At 68.8% G+C, this 22,561-nt stretch carries 25 protein-coding genes and 1 other RNA gene; 13 read left to right on the forward strand and 13 right to left on the reverse strand.

Going from position 1 to position 22,561, the window contains the following annotated elements; genetic code table 11:
• Window positions 1–127: 127 nt before the first annotated feature.
• On the reverse strand, window positions 128–1,474 hold the full coding sequence (locus tag AAC691_RS11615; protein WP_342630202.1) for an ammonium transporter: 1,347 nt from the start codon (window positions 1,472–1,474) through the stop codon (window positions 128–130).
• Between the two features lie 17 nt (window positions 1,475–1,491).
• Window positions 1,492–1,830 (reverse strand): P-II family nitrogen regulator, encoded by a 339-nt coding sequence (locus AAC691_RS11620; RefSeq protein ID WP_323989695.1) that lies wholly within the window; start codon window positions 1,828–1,830, stop codon window positions 1,492–1,494.
• On the opposite strand from AAC691_RS11620, the gene AAC691_RS11625 reads away from it, so the two are divergent.
• From AAC691_RS11625 to AAC691_RS11635, 3 genes are all read left to right on the forward strand, one after another.
• The gene (locus AAC691_RS11625; protein ID WP_342627004.1) at window positions 1,811–1,987 is read left to right on the forward strand and encodes a hypothetical protein; all 177 of its coding nucleotides are present in this window, start codon (window positions 1,811–1,813) and stop codon (window positions 1,985–1,987) included. The two genes, AAC691_RS11620 and AAC691_RS11625, sit on opposite strands and share 20 nt — an antisense overlap.
• Window positions 1,988–2,270: 283 nt before the next feature.
• Entirely contained in the window at window positions 2,271–2,696 is a 426-nt protein-coding gene (locus tag AAC691_RS11630; protein WP_342627005.1) for an RcnB family protein, read from the forward strand.
• Between the two features lie 75 nt (window positions 2,697–2,771).
• Window positions 2,772–3,182, forward strand: coding sequence for a hypothetical protein (locus AAC691_RS11635; protein ID WP_342627006.1), 411 nt, complete (start codon window positions 2,772–2,774; stop codon window positions 3,180–3,182).
• Window positions 3,183–3,248: 66 nt separating this feature from the next.
• On the opposite strand, the gene AAC691_RS11640 is transcribed toward AAC691_RS11635, so the two are convergent.
• Together AAC691_RS11640 and AAC691_RS11645 are read right to left on the reverse strand one after the other, a co-directional pair.
• Window positions 3,249–4,691, reverse strand: a complete 1,443-nt coding sequence (locus tag AAC691_RS11640; RefSeq protein WP_342627007.1) for a TolC family outer membrane protein — start codon at window positions 4,689–4,691, stop codon at window positions 3,249–3,251.
• 196 nt (window positions 4,692–4,887) lie between these two features.
• Window positions 4,888–6,069: an aminotransferase gene (locus AAC691_RS11645; protein ID WP_342627008.1), complete on the reverse strand. Its 1,182-nt coding sequence runs from the start codon at window positions 6,067–6,069 to the stop codon at window positions 4,888–4,890.
• A gap of 228 nt (window positions 6,070–6,297) precedes the next feature.
• Between AAC691_RS11645 and AAC691_RS11650 the strand changes: the two genes are divergently transcribed.
• Together AAC691_RS11650 and glnA are read left to right on the forward strand one after the other, a co-directional pair.
• Window positions 6,298–6,636 carry a P-II family nitrogen regulator gene (locus tag AAC691_RS11650; protein ID WP_176640408.1) on the forward strand — a complete coding sequence of 113 codons (339 nt, stop codon included), beginning with the start codon at window positions 6,298–6,300 and terminating at the stop codon, window positions 6,634–6,636.
• Between the two features lie 183 nt (window positions 6,637–6,819).
• A complete protein-coding gene (gene glnA / locus AAC691_RS11655; RefSeq protein ID WP_342627009.1) occupies window positions 6,820–8,280 on the forward strand; it encodes a type I glutamate--ammonia ligase in 1,461 nt (486 codons plus the stop codon).
• A gap of 79 nt (window positions 8,281–8,359) precedes the next feature.
• Here the strand turns inward: glnA and AAC691_RS11660 are convergent, their stop codons facing one another.
• On the reverse strand, window positions 8,360–10,237 hold the full coding sequence (locus AAC691_RS11660) for a chloride channel protein (RefSeq protein WP_408905994.1): 1,878 nt from the start codon (window positions 10,235–10,237) through the stop codon (window positions 8,360–8,362).
• A gap of 271 nt (window positions 10,238–10,508) precedes the next feature.
• Between AAC691_RS11660 and AAC691_RS11665 the strand changes: the two genes are divergently transcribed.
• Window positions 10,509–11,294, forward strand: coding sequence for an alpha/beta fold hydrolase (locus AAC691_RS11665; RefSeq protein ID WP_342627010.1), 786 nt, complete (start codon window positions 10,509–10,511; stop codon window positions 11,292–11,294).
• A 22-nt stretch (window positions 11,295–11,316) separates the two neighbouring features.
• On the opposite strand, the gene AAC691_RS11670 is transcribed toward AAC691_RS11665, so the two are convergent.
• Entirely contained in the window at window positions 11,317–11,979 is a 663-nt protein-coding gene (locus tag AAC691_RS11670; protein WP_342630204.1) for a DNA-3-methyladenine glycosylase 2 family protein, read from the reverse strand.
• A gap of 366 nt (window positions 11,980–12,345) precedes the next feature.
• Here AAC691_RS11670 and AAC691_RS11675 point away from each other — a divergent pair, with 366 nt between their 5' ends.
• The 3 genes from AAC691_RS11675 to AAC691_RS11685 all read left to right on the forward strand — a co-directional run bounded on the left by AAC691_RS11675 (window position 12,346) and on the right by AAC691_RS11685 (window position 15,510).
• Entirely contained in the window at window positions 12,346–13,503 is a 1,158-nt protein-coding gene (locus AAC691_RS11675; RefSeq protein WP_323989686.1) for a TonB family protein, read from the forward strand.
• Window positions 13,504–13,575: 72 nt separating this feature from the next.
• Window positions 13,576–15,033: an AMP nucleosidase gene (locus AAC691_RS11680; protein WP_176640476.1), complete on the forward strand. Its 1,458-nt coding sequence runs from the start codon at window positions 13,576–13,578 to the stop codon at window positions 15,031–15,033.
• Window positions 15,034–15,162: 129 nt separating this feature from the next.
• Window positions 15,163–15,510, forward strand: a complete 348-nt coding sequence (locus AAC691_RS11685; RefSeq protein ID WP_176640479.1) for an acyl-CoA thioesterase — start codon at window positions 15,163–15,165, stop codon at window positions 15,508–15,510.
• Window positions 15,511–15,555: 45 nt separating this feature from the next.
• Here AAC691_RS11685 and AAC691_RS11690 read toward each other — a convergent pair whose 3' ends face one another.
• The 5 genes from AAC691_RS11690 to AAC691_RS11710 all read right to left on the reverse strand — a co-directional run bounded on the left by AAC691_RS11690 (window position 15,556) and on the right by AAC691_RS11710 (window position 17,898).
• On the reverse strand, window positions 15,556–16,371 hold the full coding sequence (locus AAC691_RS11690; protein ID WP_176640477.1) for a YmdB family metallophosphoesterase: 816 nt from the start codon (window positions 16,369–16,371) through the stop codon (window positions 15,556–15,558).
• Between the two features lie 96 nt (window positions 16,372–16,467).
• A complete protein-coding gene (locus tag AAC691_RS11695) occupies window positions 16,468–17,142 on the reverse strand; it encodes a 5-formyltetrahydrofolate cyclo-ligase (RefSeq protein ID WP_342627011.1) in 675 nt (224 codons plus the stop codon).
• A non-coding RNA gene (ssrS, locus tag AAC691_RS11700) (6S RNA) lies at window positions 17,129–17,286 on the reverse strand. The genes AAC691_RS11695 and ssrS overlap by 14 nt, the downstream gene beginning before the upstream one ends.
• A gap of 9 nt (window positions 17,287–17,295) precedes the next feature.
• A complete protein-coding gene (locus tag AAC691_RS11705) occupies window positions 17,296–17,637 on the reverse strand; it encodes a cell division protein ZapA (protein WP_176641629.1) in 342 nt (113 codons plus the stop codon).
• Between the two features lie 3 nt (window positions 17,638–17,640).
• Window positions 17,641–17,898: a hypothetical protein gene (locus AAC691_RS11710; RefSeq protein ID WP_342627012.1), complete on the reverse strand. Its 258-nt coding sequence runs from the start codon at window positions 17,896–17,898 to the stop codon at window positions 17,641–17,643.
• Window positions 17,899–17,988: 90 nt separating this feature from the next.
• Here AAC691_RS11710 and AAC691_RS11715 point away from each other — a divergent pair, with 90 nt between their 5' ends.
• Window positions 17,989–18,399, forward strand: a complete 411-nt coding sequence (locus AAC691_RS11715) for a hypothetical protein (protein WP_342627013.1) — start codon at window positions 17,989–17,991, stop codon at window positions 18,397–18,399.
• Window positions 18,400–18,461: 62 nt separating this feature from the next.
• The gene (gene thiE / locus AAC691_RS11720) at window positions 18,462–19,088 is read left to right on the forward strand and encodes a thiamine phosphate synthase (RefSeq protein WP_342627014.1); all 627 of its coding nucleotides are present in this window, start codon (window positions 18,462–18,464) and stop codon (window positions 19,086–19,088) included.
• Window positions 19,089–19,114: 26 nt separating this feature from the next.
• On the opposite strand, the gene AAC691_RS11725 is transcribed toward thiE, so the two are convergent.
• Window positions 19,115–19,534 (reverse strand): hypothetical protein, encoded by a 420-nt coding sequence (locus tag AAC691_RS11725; protein WP_342627015.1) that lies wholly within the window; start codon window positions 19,532–19,534, stop codon window positions 19,115–19,117.
• 129 nt (window positions 19,535–19,663) lie between these two features.
• Window positions 19,664–20,716, reverse strand: coding sequence for an EF-P lysine aminoacylase EpmA (epmA, locus tag AAC691_RS11730; protein ID WP_342627016.1), 1,053 nt, complete (start codon window positions 20,714–20,716; stop codon window positions 19,664–19,666).
• A 70-nt stretch (window positions 20,717–20,786) separates the two neighbouring features.
• Here epmA and AAC691_RS11735 point away from each other — a divergent pair, with 70 nt between their 5' ends.
• Both AAC691_RS11735 and efp read left to right on the forward strand, forming a co-directional pair.
• The gene (locus AAC691_RS11735; RefSeq protein ID WP_342630205.1) at window positions 20,787–21,929 is read left to right on the forward strand and encodes a lysine-2,3-aminomutase-like protein; all 1,143 of its coding nucleotides are present in this window, start codon (window positions 20,787–20,789) and stop codon (window positions 21,927–21,929) included.
• 51 nt (window positions 21,930–21,980) lie between these two features.
• Window positions 21,981–22,547 carry an elongation factor P gene (efp, locus tag AAC691_RS11740; protein WP_176641216.1) on the forward strand — a complete coding sequence of 189 codons (567 nt, stop codon included), beginning with the start codon at window positions 21,981–21,983 and terminating at the stop codon, window positions 22,545–22,547.
• Window positions 22,548–22,561 lie beyond the last annotated feature (14 nt).

A 22,561-nucleotide genomic window follows, 5' to 3' on the forward strand; every position in this document is an offset into this window, starting at 1 on the left:
CATTGGTCCGGACCTGAAATCCGTCAGGTCCGGACCATGGTAATGCCCCCGACACCCCGTCACCCGCCGGGCGCCCCGGCGAAACCGGCGGCCGGGATGCCGGCACGCAAAAGAATGTTGCCTGCCCTTAGCTGATCCTTTCGCCATGCAGCGCCATGTCCAGTCCTTCCTGCTCCTGCTCGGACGAGACGCGCAGGCCGACGGCCAGGTCGACGATCTTGAGCAGGATGAAGGTCACGACGGCGCACCAGACGATCGTCACGCCGACCGCCTTGGCCTGGATGACGAACTGCGCGAACGAGCCGCTGATGCCGGCGGGATTGGCGTCGGTGACCGAGAGCGGGCCGTAGGCGAACACGCCCGTCAGCAGCGCGCCCAGGATGCCGCCCACCCCGTGCACGCCGAACGCGTCCAGGCTGTCGTCATAGCCCAGCGCATGTTTCAGCGACGTCGCGGCGAAATAGCAGATCACTCCCGCCGCCAGTCCGATGGCCAGCGCGCCACCCGGCAGCACGAAGCCGGCGGCCGGAGTGATGGCGACCAGCCCCGCCACGGCGCCGGAAATGATGCCCAGCACCGTCGGCTTGCCGGTGCGCGCCCATTCCGCGACCATCCAGCCCAGCGCGGCGGCGGCGGTGGCGATCTGGGTGGTGGCCATGGCCATGCCGGCGCGGCCGTTCGACCCGACGGCCGAGCCGGCGTTGAAGCCGAACCAGCCCACCCACAGCAGCGACGCGCCGATGACGGCGTAGGTCAGGTTGAACGGCGCCAGGTCCTCGGTGCCGTAGCCGCGGCGCCTGCCCAGCACCAGGGCGGCCACCAGCCCGGCGATGCCGGCATTGATGTGCACGACCGTGCCGCCGGCGAAATCGATGGCGCCGAAGCCCGCGACCCAGCCGATCGGGCTCCAGACCCAATGGGCGATCGGGGCATAGACCAGCAGCGACCACAGGACGGTAAAGACGCACAGGGCGCTGAATTTCATGCGGTCGGCGAAGGCGCCGGCGATCAGGGCCGGGGTGATGATCGCGAACGTCATCTGGAACATCATGTAGACGCTCTCGGGGATCGTCATCACCGTGGGGTTGGACGAGCCCTGGCCGAGCGTGAAGCCGATATCGGCGCCCTTGGCGATATGCGCGCCGATGCCGTTGAGCATGACGCGCGACAGGTCGCCGATATAGGGCGTGCCGGTCGAGAAGGTCAGGCTGTAGCCCGCGACCATCCAGACGATGGTGATGATGCAGCAGATCGCGAAGGACTGCATCAGCGTGGCCAGCACGTTCTTCTTGCGGACCATGCCGCCATAGAACAGCGCCAGGCCCGGGATGGTCATCATCAGCACCAGGGCGGTGCTGGTCAGCATCCACGCCGTGTCGCCGGTATCGACGGCCGGAGGGGCGGCAAAGGCAGCGGACGGGGCGGCGGCAAGCACCGGCGCGGCACACCAGGGCGCCGCCTTCCGGAAAAGCAGACGAAACGCGTGCTTACTCACAAAGCAATCTCCCCGATTTCATTGGTGCGGATGCGAACGGCCTGCAGAAGATCGAGAACGAACATTTTCCCGTCTCCGATGGTGCCGGTATAGGCGGCAGCCCGGATGGCATCCAGTGCCTGGTGCTCCAGCGCGTCGGCGACCGCGACCTCGATCTTGACCTTCGGCACGAAGGCCACCTGATATTCGGCGCCGCGATAGATCTCGGTATGTCCCTTCTGCCGCCCGTATCCCTTGACCTCGGTGACGGTGATGCCTTCGATCCCGATCTTGCCCAGCGCCGCACGGACGTCATCAAGCTTGAACGGCTTGACGATGGCGATGATGAACTTCACTCGTTCCTCCAGAGAAATATTTATTCGCCGTGTTGATGAGAACCGTTACGCTGTTGGCAGCCTCAAATCCAATCAAGAAAAAGAGTTTTTTCTTTCCAACGGATTAAAAGCATCAAAAATGCAACCGTTTGGAAATATATATTTGCGGCCTGCTTGAAACCGGCATGTTGCGGCCGGTCGACGTCCGTTAACGATTACTCAATAATATTGAGTCGATGTCGAAAAAATACGAAAGGCCGAACGTCATCGGGGCAGATGCGTGCGGGCCCCGCCATATTCTCCATGGACCTGGCCGACAGCGACACCGCCACATCCCGCAGAGTTTGAAATGTATTGCTGCGTGACGGACCAGGGGGGCGTCGCCATGGCCATTGCGCCTTTTCATAATCCTGCCATACACCTGATTTAGCTTGCAGTTCATAGATACGCGGATCGACAGCATGTTGGGTAGTATGTACAGAAAATCGATAGCGGCCTTTCTTCTGTCGGGAATCGCGCTTGGGTCGTCTCCCGCACTGGCCGATCACGGCGACGGCAGGGGGCATGAAGACCGTGGCTGGCATGGTGATCGGGGCTGGCATGGCGGCCATGGTCCGGACCATGGGGGGCGGTATCGCGAATGGCATCGCGGGGACCGCTATGTCGGGCCGAATTGGCGCGTCGATGACTGGCGCCGCTATCGCGGGCTGTATGCGCCGCCGCCCGGCTATTACTGGGTGCGGTACGGCGGCGGATTCCTGCTGACGGCCGTGGCCACCGGCATCATCGCCAACGTGATCGCGGAGTCCTATGCGCCCCCGGGCGCGATGGGTCCGCCGCCTCCGCCCCCGCCGCCCTATGGTCCGGCCATGCCTTACCGGCCCTGATGCCGCAGGCGGCCCGCACGCGGAGTGATATGATCCGCGTGTTCGTCTTTTCAGCGCTTGAAATGGAGTTCCGTCATGGACGTTCAGACGATCGACCAAGCCTATAGCCAGTTGCAGATGCAGGCGCAGCAAACGGCGCAGATGCTCCAGACGCTTGGCGGCAAGCTGCAGGCCGCCGCGAATGGCGGCGACATGCAGGCGCGGGAATGGATGCTCGACCTTCGCGAACTGGCGCTTGCCTTCCAGTCCGAGCAGCAGCAGGTCGCCGGCCTGCTCCAGGCGCTCCACGCCGGGCTTGCCAGCCAGGCCCAGCAGGTGCCGCAATCCTATGACCCGGTGCAGCCGCAATATGTTCCGGCGCCGCAACCCGCGCCGCCGCAATCCGGGGGCTTTCTCGGCAGCCTGCTCCATTCCGGGTTCGGCCAGGCCGCCGCCGCCGGCGCCGCGTTCGGCATCGGGGACGATCTGATCAAGGAACTGTTTTAAATCGTTATTTTATCGCGCCTCTTTACCCGTTCAAACGAGTCCGTTTGAACGGCGGCCGATCGCCCCTTATCGCCCCGGCTGGTTCTGGGCGTAGTCGTTCATCCCCCACAGACGATTCCTGACGGCGTTGTAATACGCCGTCTCGTCATAGAGCGGGACGTTCAACTGCAGGTCCGAGGCCGTCAGCCGGCCGATCGCCGCCGCGACGCCGTAGGACGCGGTGACCAGGTTGCCCAGCCCCTGGACCAGCGTGATCTCGGATTGCAGCAGGGCCTGCTGCTGCTGCAGGACTTCGAGCGTGGTGCTGACGCCTTCCAGCGCCTGGCGCCGCACCCCGTCGCGCGCCGCGACATTGGCCGTGATCGCCTGCCGGTCGCTGGCGACCGCCGCGCGGTCGGCGGCGAGCTGCCGCCAGGCGGACGAGGCGAGCTGGACCGCCTGCCGCCGCTGGGCATCGACCGCGCGATGCGCGGCCTGGGCCTGCTGCCGGGCCTGGCGGATGCCCGCATATTCCGACCCGCCCTGGTAGACGGGGACCTGCATCGTCAGTTCGGCATATTTGTTTTCGGTGAACTGGCCGCCAAGTCCCTGGTTGACGCCGCGCTGATAGGCAAGCTGGGCGCTGACGGTCGGCATGAGTGCCGCCACCGCGACATCGACGTTATCCCGCTGCGCGGATTCGGAAAAAATGGCGTTGATGACGTTGGGGTTATTCTGTTCGGCCAGCGTGTCGGCGCCCTGTTCCGACGTGACCGGCAGGGCCAGCGGCTGGGGCGGCGCCAGGTCGGCGGCGGCGGGAGCGCCGACGACCTGCAGATAGGCCGCGCGGGCGGCGTCCAGCGTGCCCTGGGCCTGCTGGCGCTGGGAGGTGGCCGCGGCCAGCGCCGCCTGGGCCTGGGCCACGTCGGTCCGGGTGATTTCGCCGTCGCGGAAGCGCGTTTCGGTCGCCCGCAACTGGTCGGCCAGCACCTGTTCGTTGCCCTGGTTGATCTTGAGCAGCGCCGTGTCCTGGACCACGCCGACATAGGCGCCGACCACGTCCTGGAAGACTTTCTGCTCGACCGAGATCAGGTTGGCCCGTTCGGCCATGACCTTGTTGACCGCCTGATGGGTCGAGGCCGTGGTCTTGCCGCCCTGGTAGATCGGCTGCTGGATGCTGGCGCCGGCCGTGTAGCCCGGCGTCGAATAGGTGCGGGAATAGCCGAGAAACGCGTCATTTCCGCGATAATTGCTCTGCCCGCTGAAATAGGTCGCGCCGACCTGTCCGGAGATCTGGGGCCGCCAGCCCGCGAGGGCCTTGGGCACGTCCTCGTCCTGGGCGCGGAGGGTCGCGCGCTCCTGCTGCAGGGTGGGATTGGTCAGGTAGGCCGCGGCCAGAGCCTGGGCCAGGGTGTGGGGCACGAAACCGGCCGGGACGGGGCCCGCGTCCACGGACAGGCGCGCATCGGCGCCCGACGGGGACAGAAGGGCGACGGCGGCGCCGAAAGCCGCGGCGAAAGGAGCTTTCATTCGGTTTTTCACGACCCTATCCACGTCACGGCGCAGGTATCATCCTGTGAAGACATTCATTTGCGAGACATCGGCAATTTGCGGGACATCGGCGGCGAGACCCGATCCACCGGATGCGGACCAGGCTGACGGATACGCGGATTTCGGCAAGCCCGTCAACGATCGGCCGCGCCGGAGGCGGGACGATGCCGGGCCGTCAGGCACCGGCCTGCAGCAGGCCGGGCAGGCCGGCATGGATGCGCGCGACGGCTTCGGTCAGGATCGGCTGTCGTTTGCAGAATGCGAACCGCACCAGATGGTCCGGCGGGTCCGCACTGTCATAGAAGGCCGAGACCGGGATGGCGGCGACGCGGCAACGTTCGGTCAGCGCGCGGCAGAACGCGGCGTCGCTGCCCGCAAAGCCGGCCGAGCGGATATCGGCCACGACGAAATAGGAGCCGTCGCAGGGCAGCACGGTGAAGCCCGCCGCGCGCAGCCCGCGGGACAGCAGGTCGCGTTGGGCCTGCATGTCGGCCGCGAGCGTGGCGAAATAGGCATCGTCCTTGTCCAGCCCCATCGCGACCGCGCGCTGCAGGTTGGGCGCCGTGGTGAAGGTGAGCAACTGGTGGGCCTTGGCCACGCAGGCGGCGATCGGCGCGGGCGCGGTGACGTAGCCGACCTTCCATCCGGTCAGCGAGAAGCTCTTGCCCGCGCTGCCGATGCGCACGCAGCGCGGACGCATGCCCGGCAGGGTCATCAGCGGGATGTGGCGCGCCGTGCCGAAGGTGAGATGTTCGTACACCTCGTCGCAGATCGCATAGACGTCGTGGCGGGCCAGCAGGCCGGCGATGAAGTCGAGTTCGTCCAGGTCGAAGACCTTGCCGGTCGGATTCATCGGCGTGTTGAGCATCAGCGCCTTGGTCTTCGGCCCGAAGGCGGCGGCCAGTTCGGCGCGCGGCAGCGACCAGTCCGGCGGCGTCAGGCGCACCGGGCGGGGGATGGCACCCAGCGCGCGGATGACCGGGGCATAGGTGTCGTAGAGCGGTTCGAGGAGGATGACCTCGTCGCCCGGATCGACCAGCGCCATCAGCGAGGCGGTCAGGGCCTCGGTCGCGCCGGAGGTGACGACCACCTCGCTCGCCGGGTCGACCGCCAGGCCGTAGAAGCGCGCGTTCGACCGCGCGACGGCGCCGCGCAGTTCGGGCAGGCCGGTCAGCGGCGGATACTGGTTGCGCCCGTCGCGCAGGGCGGCGCAGGCGGCCTCGATCATGTCGGCGGGGCCCTCGGTGTCGGGGAAGCCCTGGCCGAGATTGATGGCGTCATGCTGGACCGCCAGGGCCGACATGACGGTGAAGATGGTCGTCGGCAGGCCCGACAGCATGCTGTTCGGCGATTTCATGTCTTTCTTCCCCGGGATCCGCGACGTGGGGATTCCCGTTTCTGTCGTCCCGAAAAGGCGCTCGGGGCCCGATTTGCCCCTTCTGCCGCCCGATCACGCGCAGATGTGCGGAATATGCCGCCTTTTTGCAATCCGATCCGATTGCCCGGCGGCGCAACCCGTGCAACGGTAAGGTGGCAACGGGCCCCGGGTGATGCCGGGACCGCAGCGAGGACGTGACGACGCGGCATGAAGAAAATCGAAGCCATCATCAAGCCGTTCAAGCTGGACGAGGTAAAGGACGCCCTGCACGAGATCGGGCTGATGGGCATTACGGTGACCGAGGCCAAGGGCTTCGGCCGCCAGAAGGGCCATACCGAGCTGTATCGCGGGGCGGAATACATCGTCGATTTCCTGCCGAAGGTGAAGCTGGAGATCGTCTGCGCCGACGACATGGTCGAGCGCGCGGTCGACACCGTGATCGCGGCGGCCCGCACCGGCCGCATCGGCGACGGCAAGATCTTCATCCTGCCGGTCGAGGAAGCCATCCGCATCAGGACCGGCGAACGGGGCGAGGAGGCCATCTGATCCCCAGCCAGCGCGTCCTATCCCCTTTCCTTTTCCGCCCGGCGGGTCCGGCGGCCCATCGGGCCGGCGCACCAGGGCCGGCGGGCACGCGGGCCCGGCAGGCTATCGACAACGGCGCCCCATTTTCGTAACCGTTTCACCGCCGTGTCGAGCGGCCCCACCAGTTAAGGCAGGTAAATCAGAATGGCCAAGAAAGCCCCGAGCGCAGTTCCGACGACGACGCCCACCTATTCCGCCGAGGCTGTCGCCAAGGTGTTCAGCCTGATCCAGGAGCATTCCGTCGAGCTTGTGGATCTGCGCTTTACCGATCCGCGCGGCAAGTGGCAGCACACGGCGCAGCATGTCTCGACGATCGAGCAGGACACGTTCCGCGACGGGTTCATGTTCGACGGGTCGTCGATCGCCGGCTGGAAGGCCATCAACGAGAGCGACATGATCCTGCTGCCGGACCCGGCGACCGCGGTCATGGACCCGTTTTCGGCCAAGCCGCAACTGATCCTGATCTGCGACATCATCGAGCCCTCGACCGGGCAGTTCTATAACCGCGACCCCCGCGCGACCGCCAAGCTGGCCGAGGCCTATCTGAAGTCGACCGGGCTGGGCGACACCGCCTTCTTCGGTCCGGAAGCCGAATTCTTCGTCTTCGACAGCGTCAAGTTCGGCACCGGCCCGAATTTCGGCATTTACCAACTGGACGGCATCGAGGGACCGGGCGCGTCTCTGAAGGATTATCCGGAAGGCAACATGGGCCACCGTCCGGTGGTGAAGGGCGGCTATTTCCCGGTGCCGCCGGTGGACAGCGAGGCCGACCTGCGCGCCGAGATGCTGTCGACCATGGGCGAGATGGGCCTGCCGATCGAAAAGCACCATCACGAGGTCGCGCAGTCCCAGCACGAGCTGGGCACCAAGTTCGCCACCCTGGTGAAGTCCGCCGACTTCATGCAGATCTACAAATACTGCGTGCACAACGTCGCCCATTCCTACGGCAAGACGGCGACCTTCATGCCCAAGCCGATCTATGGCGACAACGGGTCGGGCATGCACGTGCACCAGTCGATCTGGAAGGGCGGCAAGCCGGTCTTCGCCGGCAACGGCTATGCCGACCTGTCCGACCAGGCGCTGTATTACATCGGCGGCATCATCAAGCACGCCAAGGCGCTGAACGCGTTCACCAACCCCTCGACCAATTCCTACAAGCGGCTGATCCCGGGCTTCGAGGCGCCGGTGCTGCTGGCCTATTCGGCCAGCAACCGCTCGGCGTCATGCCGCATTCCGTATGCGACCAGCCCCAAGGCCAAGCGGGTGGAAGTGCGCTTCCCCGATCCGACGGCGAACCCGTACCTGGCGTTCTCGGCCATGCTGATGGCCGGCCTGGACGGCATCAAGAACAAGATCCATCCGGGCGACGCCATGGACAAGGACCTGTACGACCTGCCGCCCGACGAACTGAAGCAGATCCCCACCGTCTGCGGATCGCTGCGCGAGGCGCTGCTGGCCCTGGAAGCCGACCATGAGTTCCTGCTGGCCGGCGGCGTGTTCTCCAAGGACCAGATCGACAGCTACATCGCCATCAAGTGGCAGGAAGTCTACAAGTTCGAGCACATCCCGCACCCCGTCGAGTTCGAGATGTATTACTCCGTCTGATCCGGCCGGGATCGACGAACATGGAAAGGGTGCCGGGCCGCGGGGGCCGGCACCCTTTTTCTTTGGGACGTCGCGCCGTTCAGAGCCGGGCGTGGAGACGGCCCTCGCCGGCCAGTTCGCGGCGGGTGCGGTCCAGTTCCTCGCTGTAGCGGCGCAGGGCGTGCTGTTCGGTCAGCATGCCCAGGACGATGCGGGACTCGGCGCTGTCGACCACCGCGAGGGCGTCGCTTTCGGACTGTTCGAAGCGGGCGATCGCCTCGCGCACATTCATCTGGGGCAGCAGGATGACGTCGCGATATTGCGCGAAGCGGGTCAGGTCGCCGGTTCCATCCGCATCTTCGGCATGCAGGTCGGGGGCGTACAGGTCGGGCACCTGGAGCAGCCCGACATAGCGCCCGCCGCCATCGACCAGGACGATGCGCTGGGCCGAACCCAGCGGATAGGCATGGCGGGCAGCCTGTATGGTGGTGGTGGCGCAGAGGGATTTGACGTCGCGCCGCATCATCCGCCCGACCGTCAGGGTGCGGATCCAGCCGACATCGACCGCCGAACGGATGGATTCGCCACGCAGATGGAAGCGCCAGGTGGCGAAGGAATAGCCGAAGGTGCGGCGCACCGTCAGGCCGGAGATGACCGAGGCGACCAGCACGGCGACGGTCAGCGGCAGGCTGCCGGTCATTTCCAGCGCCAGGAAGACCATGGTCATGGGCGCGCCGACGACGGCCACGGCCATCGCGCTCATGCCCACCAGGGCGCAGAGTTCGGTCGAGGGGGCGGCGGCCGAGACCAGCGCCAGGCCGCCGCCGAAGGCCGCCCCGGTCAGCACGCCGAGATAGAGCGAGGCATAGAACAGGCCGCCGCGGAATCCGGCGCCGATCGACACCGACGAGGCGACGGCCTTCAGCGCCAGCAGCACCAGCACCCACCCGGTGGGGTGGCCCCGTTCCAGCGCGATGCGCATCGCCCAGTGGCCCGAGGACAGGACCGAGGGCGAGACCAGCGCCATCGTGCCGATGACGGCCCCGCCGACCGCCGGATGCGACCAGGCCGGCAGGCCCGAGCGGCGGAACAGGCTTTCGGCCAAGGTGACGCAATACATCAGCGCCACCCCGAGCAGGGCGGCGACGATGCCCAGCGTGGCCACCGGCAGGTAGTCGTTCAGATGCAGGCTGGCCGGCAGGGTGACCGACACGCCGGGCGCCGCGCTGTGCAGCAGGTGCGTCACCCCGATGGCGCAGATCGAGGCCAGCGCCACGGGGGCCAGGTTGGCCAGCGAATAGGTGCCGATCACCAGTTCGAACGCATAGAATGCCCCGGCCAGCGGCGCGTCGAACGCCGCCCCGATGGCGCCGGCGGTGCCGCATCCGACCAGCAGGCGCAGATCCTCGCGCCGGACGCGGAACATGCGGCCGATACGCGAGCCGGCGGCGGCGCCGATCTGGCTGAAGCCGGCTTCGAGTCCCACCGAGGCGCCGACGCTGTTGGAGAATACGGTCTGGATGGCGACGATGGCGCTGTCCCGCAGGGACATGCGGCCGCCATGCAGGGCGTTGGCCTCGATCGGGTCGACAGGACGCCCGGGGACGTACCGGGCGATGAACACGCCGAGCCCGCCGAAGGCCAGGCCGCCCAGGACGGGCACGAGCACCGCGCGCAGCGGTTCGAGGCGGTCCAGGCCGGAGATCCGTCCATCGCCCGTGGCCATGAAGAGCAGGCGGTGCGCCAGCAATGTTGCGTGGGTCATGGCGGCGACCAGCAGCCCGGCTCCCGCGCCCACGCATGCCGCCAGCATCACCAGCCAGATCTCGTCGGCGCGGACCAGGGCGCGCAGCAGGCGTGGCGCGTGGGAGACGGGAATGGCGGGCCGGTCGGCGCGGGCGGAACCCGGCACCGTCCCCGCCCGCGGCGCGCGCTGACGGCGCAGATGGTTCAGCAGGCCGGAACTGGGAGACGGCACGGCAAATACTTTCGCGCGGCGCCAGCGGCGGCAAGGCGCCCGTGCCGCCTATTTGAAGTCATGTCCCCCCCAGATCAACCGAAATATCGGCCGAAATATCCGCCGAAGAACGCGGGCGGACCCCGAACCCGGACAACGCCCCGCGCACGGCGGGCGTTCCTGAGGCGGCCTTTGCGCGCGGCGCGGAAGACCATAAGCTGCATCCCGACCCGCGGAATCGGGGACCGATGACGGGCCCGGTGCGAGACGCGGAAGGAAGGATGGTGCTGCCGTGCTGCTGAACGTGATCGCGCGCGAGCCCGAGCAGGAGGGCGGCATGGCGCGCCCGCCCATCGTGCTGCTGCACGGGCTGTTCGGCCGGGCGCGCAACCTGGGATTCTTTCAGCGGCGCCTGGCGCGGACGCGGCGCACCCTGGCGATCGACCTGCGCAACCATGGCGACAGTCCGCACGGGCCGATGGATTACAACAGCATGGCGGCGGACCTGCTGGAGACGCTGGCCCATCATGCGGCGCTGCCGGCGACCCTGGTCGGCCATTCGATGGGCGGCAAGGTGGCGATGACCCTGGCCCTGACCCGGCCGGGCATGGTGCACAGCCTGCTGGTGGCCGATATTCCGCCCGCCAGGACCGGCCATGGCCAGTTTTCGCTGGGCGAGCAGATGTTGCGGGTGAAATTCCCGCCCCATCTGAACAGGGCGGAAGCCGACACGCTGCTGGCGCGCGACATTTCCAATACCGACGTGCGGGCGCTGATGCTGCAGAACCTGCGGCTGGGCGACAATCCGGGCTGGACCATCGGGCTGCGCGACATCGTGTCGTCGATGACCAATATCGAAAGCTGGCCCTATATCCCCGAGGGCTACTCCTATCCCGGTCCGACCCTGTTTCTGGCGGGGGGCAATTCGCCCTATATCCGGCCGGAACATTACGGGGTGATGCGGCGGCTGTTTCCCCGTTACCGGCTGGAGCTGATCGAGAAGGCCGGGCATTGGCTGCATGTGGAGAACCCGACGCGCTTCGCCGCCCTGCTGGAAGATTTCGTCGAGCAATATTGAGGGCGCGGCGGGGCCCGGGCCGTCAGCCGGTCAGGATGTTGGCCTGGACCGGCCGCCGGCCCTCTTCCGCCGCGCGCCAGAGATACCAGGCGGCGGCCGAGCGATGGGGGCTCCAGGCACGGGCGATGTCGGCGAGCGCCCTGGGTTTGGGCTGGGCGTCGAGATGTTTCAGCACGCGCCAGCCCTCGCGCACGCCGAAATCGTCGACCGGCATGACGTCGGGCCGGCCGAGCGCGAAGATCAGCAGCATTTCCACCGTCCAGCGCCCGATCCCGCGCAGGCCGACCAGTCTTGCGACCAGTTCGTCGTCGGAGAGGGCGACGGCCTGCGCCCGCGACGGGACGGTGCCGTCGAGGCTGGCGCGGGCCACGCCCTGCATCGCCGCGATCTTGCTGCCGGACAGGCCGCAGCCGCGCAGGGCTTCGACCGGAAAGGACAGCAGGGCTGCCGGATCGGGCAGCGTGCCACCCGCGAGCGCCACCAGCCGCCCCAGGATGGCCTGTGCCGCCTTGCCGTGCAGTTGCTGGTGGGCGATGGCCTCGAGCAGGGCGGCATAGGGTTCCTGGGCGGCATGGACGCGCAGGCGGCAGGGGCCGGTGCGGGCGATGAGGGCGGCGAGATCGGGGTCGGCGGCCGAGAGATGGCGGCGGATGGCGCGGTCCCGGGCGGGCGACAGGCCGAGCATCGGCGGTTCCGCCGCCGGCGGGAGGGGATCGGCCAGAGTGCCGGGCGGGGTATCGGGCCGGGTGTCGGGCGGGGCGGGGGGCATGACGCCATGCCAGCAGAGTCCGGGCGGCAAGACAATCCCGCCCGACCGCCCCCATGGCGCGGCATTGCGCGCGGCATTGCGTGGCGCCGCGATGGGGCGCCGTGACAGTGCGGAACATGACAACGGGATTGCCGCAGGCTAGTGTAGCGTGCGAGAGAGTCGCCCGGGATTGGGACCCGGGACTGGACCCCCGGGACTGGAACATTGTCCGACGGCATCGTTTCGGGCCATGATCGCAACGGAGTGCGCCGCAGGCGACCACGCGGAGAATCGCGGCTTTTCATGACGGTGACACTCAGCCCTTCCTCCCGCTATCGCCAGGCCGAGGAGCCCGTCCTGATCCCCCGCACCCCGGGTGCGGGGCGCGGGCCGCACCGCCGCCATCCCCACCCGCCGGTCCGGCCATCGCAGGGACGCGAGGGCCTGCGGCCCGTGCCGGTCGCCCGGCCGGACGAGTACCGGCCGCTGCGCCGCGCCGGCGCGCCGATGATCCGGCCGGATACGCTGGAAGAGCCCGGCGTGGCCACCGTCCTGGTCCTGTCGGCGCTGGCGCATCTGATCCTGCTGGCGGTCCTGATACAGGCGGCGCGGCACCAGGCGGGCGCGGCGGCGGCCCCCGAGAACCCGTCGGTCGAGATGGTCTTCGCCCCGCCGGCGTCGAGCGGCCTGCAGGGGCGCAATTCGCCCGACCTGGCCGGCGGGTCCGGCGCGCGGCCCAGCAAGCCGACGCCGGACGTGCCGCGCCCCGACCAGCCCCAGACCACCGATTCCGCGCCGTCGCCGACCGTGCCGACGCCGCAGACGCCCGCGGCCCCGCCTTTGCCGCGCACGCCGTCGGACGAGACGCTGCCGGACCAGCCATCGACCGCGATGCCCAATCCGGCGCCGGTGACCCCGGGCCACGCCGCCCGGCCCTCGCCCCGGCCGACGCCGCGCCATGCGCGCGCGACACGGCCGCGGACGCCGACGCATGCGCCCTCGCCGTTCGATTCGCCGATGGATTTGTCCTTTGCCCCGTCGCCCGGGCCGGTGCGCCAGCGGCGCGGCCGGGCCGGCGGGTCGGGCAGTCCGATCGACCTGTCGGTCGGGCCGATGGTACGCAACGGGCAACTGAACGCGCCCTATTCCACCCAGACCCAGATCCGCGGGGTGAGCGAGGATTACGGCGAGGAGATCGATCGCTGGATCCGCGCCCACATGTACTACCCCGAGGAAGCGGCCCGTGCCGGGGAGGAGGGTCCGTCCTCGGTCCATGTGGTGCTGGATCGCAGCGGGCGGGTGAAGGCGGTGCGGCTGACCGGGCAGTCCGGGTCGTACTACCTGGATGCCGCCACCACCGGCATGTTCCATGGCGCCGAACTGCCGCCGGTGCCACCGGACATGACGGGCGACCATTTCGATATCGACCTGACGATCAACTATATCCTGATCCGGCGTTGATGATCCGTCCGGACGGGACGACGGCAGACAGGCCGGGAGGGGCGCCGGGACAGGGCGCCGGATAGGGGGCACATGACCGAGGACATGGCGGCGATCCGCGACCGGGTGGGCACGGATTTCGAGGCGTTCACCGATGCCGCCGAGGCGGTGGAGCGGATCAGCGAGATCTACGAGGCCGGGGTGCATGCCCTGCGCGCGGCCTTCGCCGGTCGGCAGGGCGGCATGCAGGCCGTGCCGACCTATCCCTACCTGGCCTTTCCGGTCGACCGGACGCCGCCGCCCGAGGAGACGCGTCCGCCCTTCGACGTGGTGCTGGAGCCGGGATTCTACGGCACCACCCTGACGCGGCCCGCTTTGTTCCGCGATTACTGGCGCGAGCAGATCGACATCCTGCTGCGCCATTACCGCCAGCCGGTGCTGGTGGGAAAGTCGCGCCGGCCGATCCCGCTGCCCTATGTGATGGAAGAGGCGGTGACCGCGATCACCGAGGACGACCTGCGGGCGCTGCAGCGGCATTTCGCGCTGCCGGACCTGCACGCCACCGACGACCTGATCGCCAATTGCGCGCTGATCCCGCAGCCGGGCGAGCCGCGGCCGCTGGCGCTGTTCACCGCCGAGCGGACGGATTACTCGCTGGCGCGGCTGCATCATTATACCGGGACCTCGCCCCGCCACGTGCAGCGCTTCATCCTGCTGACCAATTACCAGCGCTATGTCGACGCGTTCCGCGAATATGGGCGCGCGCAGGTCGACCGGGGGGAGGAATATGACCGGTTCGTCGAGCCGGGCGACCTGGTCCATCGCCGGGGCGACCCGCCGGCCCCGCACATGTCCGGCAGCCTGCCGCAGATGCCGGCCTATCACCTGTGCCGGCCGGACGGGGACGGGATCACGCTGGTCAATATCGGCGTGGGTCCGGCGAACGCGAAGACGATCACCGACCATCTGGCGGTGCTGCGGCCGCATTGCTGGCTGATGGTGGGGCATTGCGCCGGGCTGCGCCGCACGCAGCGCCTGGGCGATTACGTGCTGGCCCACGGCTATGTCCGCGACGACCATGTGCTGGACGACGACCTGCCGCCCTGGGTGCCGGTGCCGCCGATCGCCGAGGTGCAGGTGGCGTTGCAGGAAGTCACCGCGCAGGTGACGGGGCTGCGCGATTCGGAACTGAAGACGCGGCTGCGCACCGGCACGGTGATGACGACCGACAACCGGAACTGGGAATTGCGGCTGAATGCGCTGTTCACCCAGATAAACATGTCGCGATCCATCGCGGTGGACATGGAGTCGGCGACCATCGCGGCGAACGGGTTTCGCTTCCGGGTGCCGTATGGGACGCTGCTGTGCGTGTCGGATAAGCCCTTGCATGGTGAGCTGAAATTGCGCGGCATGGCGAATGCGTTCTATCGCGAGCGGGTGGCGCAGCACCTGACGGTGGGGATCGAGACCATGCGGCTTCTGCGCGCGCAGGGGGTGGACCGGCTGCATTCGCGCAAGCTACGCGGGTTCGACGAACCGCCTTTCCGCTGACCCGCGTTTTCGGCCTTCGGGCCGTGCCAGGAGCCTGCCCGCGTGACCTTTGCAAGCACCGCCACCCTTGACGACCCCGCGCCGGCGGCCGGACGCCCGACCGTGCCCCCCACGATCCGCGTGGTGGCGATGCCGGCGGATGCCAATGCCGCGGGGGATATTTTCGGCGGCTGGCTGATGTCGCAGATGGACCTGGCGGCGGGGACCACGGCGGCGCTGCGGGCGGCGGGGCGGTGCGTGACGGTGGCGATCGACAAGGTGGTGCTGCACCAGCCGGTGCTGATCGGCGACGAGGTCAGCCTGTATACGCGCATCATCCGCACGGGGCGCACGTCGATGTCGATCCATGTCGAGACCTGGCGGCGGGCGCGCCATTCGCACGAGACCGTCAAGGTGACGGAAGGGGTCTTCACCTTCGTCGCCATAGACGACCACCGCCGGCCGCGTCCCCTGCCCCCGGAGCAGCCGGCCGGATAGAGCGTCCTTATCCGTTCAGACGATTCCGCCTGAACGGAATCCGCTCTAAAAATCCGGCGTGGTCGGGGCCAGCAATCCGCCCATGCGCAGCGGCGCCACACGGCGGGCGAGGCCGGTGGCGTCATCGGTCTCGACCATGATGCCGGCCAGGCTGGCCTGGCCCTCGGCCGGTTGCAGGCGTTCGCCGGGCATGCGGCGGAGAAAGCGGGCGATGGCCGCGTCCTTGCCCATGCCGATCACGCTGTCATAGTCGCCGCACATGCCGGCATCGGTCTGGAATGCCGTGCCGCCGGGCAGGATGCGATGATCGGCGGTGGGGGTATGGGTGTGGGTACCCACCACCAGCGAGGCGCGCCCGTCGAGCACGTGGCCCATGGCCCATTTCTCGCTGGAGGCCTCGGCATGGATGTCGACCACCACGGCCTGCACCGTGACCCCCAGGCGATGGCGCGCGAGGATGTCGGCCACGGCGCGGAAGGGATCGTCGAGGGCGTCCATGAACTGGCGGCCCATCACGTTGATCACCAGCGCCTTGCGTCCGTCCACCAGCGTGACCAGGGCGCTGCCCTGGCCGGGGGTGCCGGGCGGGTAATTGGCGGGACGGATGATGCGGGGCTCGGCATCGATATGGCCGATCAGGTCCTTGCGGTCCCAGGCATGGTTGCCCAGGGTGACGATATCGGCCCCCGCGGCGAACAGGTCCTGCGCGATGGCGGGGGAGAGGCCGAAACCGTGGCTGGCATTTTCGCCGTTCACCACCACCAGATCGAGCCGGAGGGTGCGCCGCAGGCCCGGCAGGGATGCCATCACCGCCTCGCGCCCCGCGCGTCCGACGATATCGCCCAGAAACAAGATCCGCACCCGGCCCTTCCCCTTTTCCCGTCATCCATATGCTGGACTCTGGTGGGTAGACCCGAACGGCATCCCCGTCCATCGCCGCGGCCGGGTTTGCCGGCTTTATCGTCCGCAGCGGATCGTTTCGTGCTCGGTCACGATGACCGGCAGGGGGATATCGTGCGGGCCGACGGGCACGGCGGGCACTTCCTGCGCCGCCAGGCCGTATCCCGCCGCCGGCACCGCGCCCCCGGATACCGTGCCCCTGGACACCGCCTCCCTGGGGCCTGCCGGTTCGGCGCCCGATCCGTCCCATGTTCCGACGCCGAGTTCCGCCAGGGTGCGGTCGTAATAGCCGCCCCCATAGCCCAGCCGGAAACCGCGCCGGTCGAAACCGAGCAGGGGCACGAACACGAAATCGGGCCGGGCGACGGGTCCGTCCGGATAATGGGTGCCGAAGCGGCCGGGATGCATCGGCGTGCCGGGATGCCAGCGGCGGAAGCGCAGCGCATGGCCGCGCGGCAGGGTTTCGGGCAGCAGCACCCCATAGCCGTCGGCATGCAGGTCGGCGCACAGGCCGCGCAGATCGATTTCGCCCGGCAAAGGCCAGGTTGCGGCGACCAGCGCGCCGGGCCGCAGGTGCGACCGCACCCAGCCGGCCATGCGCCGGCACAATTCGCCGGTAGCATGGGCGGCCGGCGGATGGGCCCGTACCGCACGGAGGCGGTGGCGGAGCACCGCCTTGGCCTGCGCCAGTTCGGGCGGGTCGGAGAGAGCGGAAGCGTGCGGAGCCACCATGGCCGTTGGTCTTTTCAGCCCTCCCGGACCTGCAAGTGCAGGTGGGCGCCAGGTAACATGACCAGGATCACGTCAGAGCCAGCTCCCTTTGGAAGTGCTTATCGGCCCAGGGGTTGAGTTGCCTGACGAGCCCGGCAGCCCCGCCCCTGATATCTAGTCGCGTTCCAGCGCCGCCGCAATGGTTTCGGCCCGTTCCACCAGCAGGGCGAGCTGTTCGCGCCGCCGGTCGTTCTCGATGCGGATCTGGCGCGCCTCGGCCAGTTGGCGCGACGTGTCCTCGGGCATCTTTTCGGCGGTCAGGTCGTGGATCTCGTCAGCCATCAGCAGCGCGGCCAGGGCGAGGATCCGGCCCTCGCCGCTCTGGCCGCCGATGGCGCGGATGCGCTCGACCCGGCGCTCGACCTCCTGCGCCATGGCCTGGAGGTGGCGTTCCTGCCCGTCCTTGCAGCCGACGACGTAGGAATAGCCGTTAATGCGGACCGTTACCTGTGCCATGGCTCAGCGTGCCTCCGAATCCCGGCCGGCATCCGGGGCGTCCTTGTCCCGGTCGTCTTCGGGACCGAGCACGTCGCGGATGCGGGCGATGAGGATGTCGATATTGGCGGCCAAAGTCTGCAGATCGGGGGCATGCGGATCGGGCGCCGCCTGCGCGGCGTCGTCGCGCCGGCGGTCCAGCGCGAAGGCGATCCGGTTCAGCGCCTGCTCCAGCCGGTCGGCGGGTTCGCTGCCCCGGGTATCCTGGGGGCCGGCCGGCATATCCGATCCTTCCGCATGCGCCACGTTCTGAATCCCGCCTGTCGACAATCTTCTTGAACAGATCGCTCGGGCGCGGTTCAACGTCAAGCAATGATCGATGATCCGGCCATTTCGCGTGTCATTACCGTGGCTTCGGCCACGGAGCTGCGGAGCGTGCAGGACGTGCTGCGCCGCATGGACACCCCGCCGCCCTGCATGCTGCTGTCGCCGGACGGGGCGGGATGCCTGCTGGGGCCGGCCTGGTGGCGGGCCCTGCTGGCGCAGACCGGCTGTGTCCTGCCGGCCTTCCTGGATTGCGGGGCGTCGGCCGGCCGGGCCGTCGAGGCGCTGGGGCTGGGGGTGCGTCATATCCTGCTGGATGGGTCCTGCCCGCAGGCACGGACCGTCGGGCTGCTGGCCGGGGAGCTGGGGGCGGTCTGTCTGGGCGCGCGGCCGGTCAGCCACCGGCTGGACCTGGATCCCGCGCCGATCCGGCTGGAACGGTACCTGCGCGGGCGCTGATCCGCGACGGCGCGCCGTGCCCACTGTCGCGGCGCGGCGGCAGGCCGTATGATCGACGCGCGATGAATGAATGCCAGCTTTATCTGATCACGCCGCCGGTACCGGATCCGGCGGCGTTCGCCCCCGACCTGGCCCGCGCCCTGGATGCGGGACCGGTGGCCGCCGTGCAATTGCGGCTGAAGGACGTGCCGGACGACGCGATTTTGCGCGCGATCGACGTGCTGCGTCCGGTGGCGCAGGAGCGCGGGGTCGCCTTCATCCTGAACGACCGGCCGGACCTGGCCCGGCGCGGCGGCTGCGACGGCGCGCATGTCGGGGCCGAGGACATGGCGGTGGCCGACGCGCGCTTCGCGCTGGGTGACGACCTGCAACTGGGCGTGTCGTGCTATGACAGCCGCGACCTGGCGATGCGCGCGGGCGAGGCCGGGGCGGATTATGTGGCGTTCGGCGCGTTCTTTCCGTCGGTGTCGAAGGAGACCGAGATCCGGGCCGAAGCCGAATTGCTGTCCTGGTGGGCGACGATGATGGAATTGCCGGTCGTGGCAATCGGCGGGATCACGCCGGCCAATTGCGGGCCGCTGGTGCGCGCCGGGGCGGATTTCCTGGCGGTGATCAGCGCGGTGTGGGGGCACCCCGACGGCCCGGCGGCGGGTGTGCGGACGATGAACGCGGCGATCGCGGCGGCGTAGGGCGACGCCGCCGCGACCGGTGCCCGTCAGCAGCCGTCGCCGCGCATCGTCCAGCCGTTGACGCGGCCGCCGATCAGTTCGAACGTGGTCTGGCACGAGCTGGTATAGACCGACCCGCCCCAGCCGCCCCAACCCGGACCCCAGGCGCCGCCCCAGCCACCACCCCAACCGCCGCCCCAGCCGCCCCAGCCGGGGCCACCCCAGCCGGGTCCGTAGCCCCATCCCCAGCCGCCGCCCGGCGAATAGCTGGTTTCCCTGTCGATATAGGCGAGGAACGTGTGGCCCTGGGCCTCATACGACCGGGTGGGGACGCCGAAGGTGCGGATCACGTCGACTTCCTGCCGTCCGACCATGGAGTTGAGCAGCCTGCGTTGCTCGGGCGACGGGACTTCGCAGGCCGTCAGGGCGAGCAGGGCGGCAAGCGGTAGAAGCGAAGCATATTTCATGACACGAATACCGAGCTGAAGGGTAAAAATTGCAGCAATGTCAATATAGCATGCCCGGGATCGGCCGCGCCTGCGCGCCAATGTTACAAATAATCAACTCGATCATTCAACCCGGCCATTGCCCCCTCTTCACACCATTGCCCCTTCTTCGAGCCATTGGATGTCGCCGATGCGCGCCGTGCCGGCGGCCAGCATGACCAGCCGGTCGAACCCCAGCGCGATGCCGGCGCAGGGCGGCATGTGGCCGAGCGCCGCCAGCAGGGCCTCGTCCATCGGCCAGGCCATATCGGGACCGGCGCCGTAGAGCGACGCGCGGCGCGCCCGGTCGGCGGCGAAGCGCCGGCGCTGTTCCACCGGATCGGTCAGTTCCTCGAACGCGTTCGCCAGTTCGATGCCGGCGGCATAGAGTTCGAAGCGCAGGGCGGTGCGGGGATCGGCCGGGTCGCGCCGGGCCAGCGCCGCCTGGCTGGCGGGCCAGTGGGTCAAGAAGCACGGGCGGTCGCGCCCGATCGCGGGTTCCACCCGTTCCATCAGCAGGCGGAAGAACAGATCCTCCCAATCCTCGCCGTGGCGCAGGGCGCAGCCGGCGGCGGCGGCCAGGGAAGCGGCGTCGCCCTCGGTGGGCAGCAGGTCGATGCCGGCATGGCGGGCGAAGGCCTCTGCCATGGTCAGCCGTTCGAACGGGACGTCGATACGCAGCGGCCGGGCCTCCGCCAGGCCGGGGGGGCGCTGCAGGACGGGCGGCAGCACCGCGCGCAGCAGGGATTCGGTTTCGTCCATCAGCCCGGCCAGCGTGGCGCCCGGGCGGTACCATTCCAGCATGGTGAATTCGGCGGCGTGCAGATGACTGCCTTCGGCGTTGCGCCAGACGCGGGCGAGCTGGAAGATCGGCTGGCCGGTCGCGGCCAGGATCCGCTTCATGGCGAATTCGGGACTGGTATGCAGGAACAGCGCCCGGCGCGTGCCGTCATGATGTTCGCGTTCGGTGCGGAAGACGCGCAGATGCACCTCTTCGCCCGGGGTGGGGACGGCGTAGGGGGTTTCGACCTCGAGATAGTCCCGCGCATCGAAGAAGGCGCGCACGGCCCGCGCCACCAGGGCGCGCCGGCGCAGCAGCGGCAGGCGTTCGGCGATGCGGTCGGGATCGGGCGGGGTGGAGGCGGGGATGATGGGGCCGGTCATGCGCGACTCCTGTGTTGCAGGACGAAAGGCGGTCGAGTAGAGCCAGCCGATGACACAATCAGTCAAACAGATGGGGGCGGTCAAACAGACGGGGGCGCTCAAACAGGCGCGCCCCGCCTTGCGCCCCACCTTGCGGACGGTGCGCGAGCTGGTGGCGGCCGGGCTGGCGGCGCCCGACGCGGCCGCAGCGCTAGACGCGGTGGAGCGGCAATACGCCACGGCGATCCCGCCGGCGTTCCTGGACCTGATCGAGCGGCCCGACGACCCGATCGGGTTGCAGGTCGTGCCCGATGCCGCCGAGCTGACGACCGCGCCGCATGAACGCAGCGACCCGATCGCCGACGACGCGCTGTCGCCGGTGCCGGGCATCGTGCATCGCTATGCCGACCGCGCGCTGCTGAAGCCGCTGCTGGTCTGTCCGCTTTACTGCCGGTTCTGCTTCCGCCGCGAACATGTGGGGCCGGATGGCGGGGTGCTGGACGACGCGGCGCTGGAGCGCGCGCTGGACTGGCTGCGCGCGCATCCGGCCATTCGCGAGGTGATCCTGACCGGGGGCGACCCGCTGATGCTGTCGCCGCGCAGGCTGGGCGCGATGGTGCGCGCGCTGGGCGAGATGGCGCACGTGACGACCATCCGCATCCACAGCCGGGTGCCGGTGGCGGCGCCCGAGCGGCTGACCGAGGCGCTGGCCGACGCGATGGAGACCGACCGGGCGATGTGGCTGGTGGTGCATGCCAACCATGCGCGCGAATTCACCCCGGCCGCGCGCGCCGCGCTGCGCCGCGTCCAGGCGCGGGCCATTCCGGTGCTGGGGCAGTCGGTGCTGCTGCGCGGGGTCAATGACAGCGTGCCGGCGCTGGAGGGATTGCTGCGCGCGATGGTCGAGGCGCGGGTGAAGCCGTACTATCTGCATCAGTTGGACCCCGCGCCGGGAACCGCGCGCTTCCACGTGCCGATCGCGGAGGGACGGCGGCTGCTGGCCGGGCTGCGCGGCCGGGTCACCGGCCTGGCCTGGCCGACCTATACGCTGGATATTCCGGGCGGGCACGGCAAGGTGCCGCTGGGCCCGGAGTATCTGGAGGCAGACGGGCTGGAGACGGGCGGGCCCGAGCCGGGGGGACGCAGGGTCGTGGTGCGCGATCCGGCGGGCGGCGCGCACAAACTGGCGGCTGAATCGGCCGCCAACCTTGCCCTCGACGCCCGGGGGCGTTAGAAGCCCGCCTTCCATTCCCCTTCCATTCCCATAGTTGAGACAGGCCCCACCATGAAGCAGCAGGCGAACCTGATCCGTGCCGGACAGGTCATCGAGCACGAAGGCCGTCGCTGGACCGTCCTGAAGCAGCAGATCATCACCCCGGGCAAGGGTGGCGCGTTCATCCAGGTGGAAATGCGCGACCTGAAGACCGGCAACAAGACGAACGAGCGCTGGCGCACCGCCGATACGGTCGAGCGCCTGATGACCGAGGAACGGGAATATACCTATTCCTACATGGACGGCGACAATATCGTCCTGATGGACCCCGAGACGTTCGAGCAGACGCTGCTGCCGCTGGAACTGCTGGGCGACCAGGCGCCGTTCCTGCAGGACAACATGACGCTGGTCGTCAACCTGGTGGAAGGCGACCCGGTGGGCGTGCAACTGCCGGCGCAGGTCACGCTGGAGGTCGTCGAGGCCGATCCGGTGGTGAAGGGCCAGACCGCGAGTTCGTCCTACAAGCCGGCCAAGCTGTCGAACGGCGTGAAGACGATGGTGCCGCCCTTTATCGAGGCGGGCGAACGCATCGTCGTGCGCACCGAAGACGCCAGCTATGTCGAGCGCGCCAAGGGCTGAGGCCCGTCGCGCAC

It is taken from the genome of Nguyenibacter vanlangensis (genome assembly GCF_038719015.1).
Classification (GTDB): Bacteria; Pseudomonadota; Alphaproteobacteria; order Acetobacterales; family Acetobacteraceae; genus Gluconacetobacter; species Gluconacetobacter vanlangensis.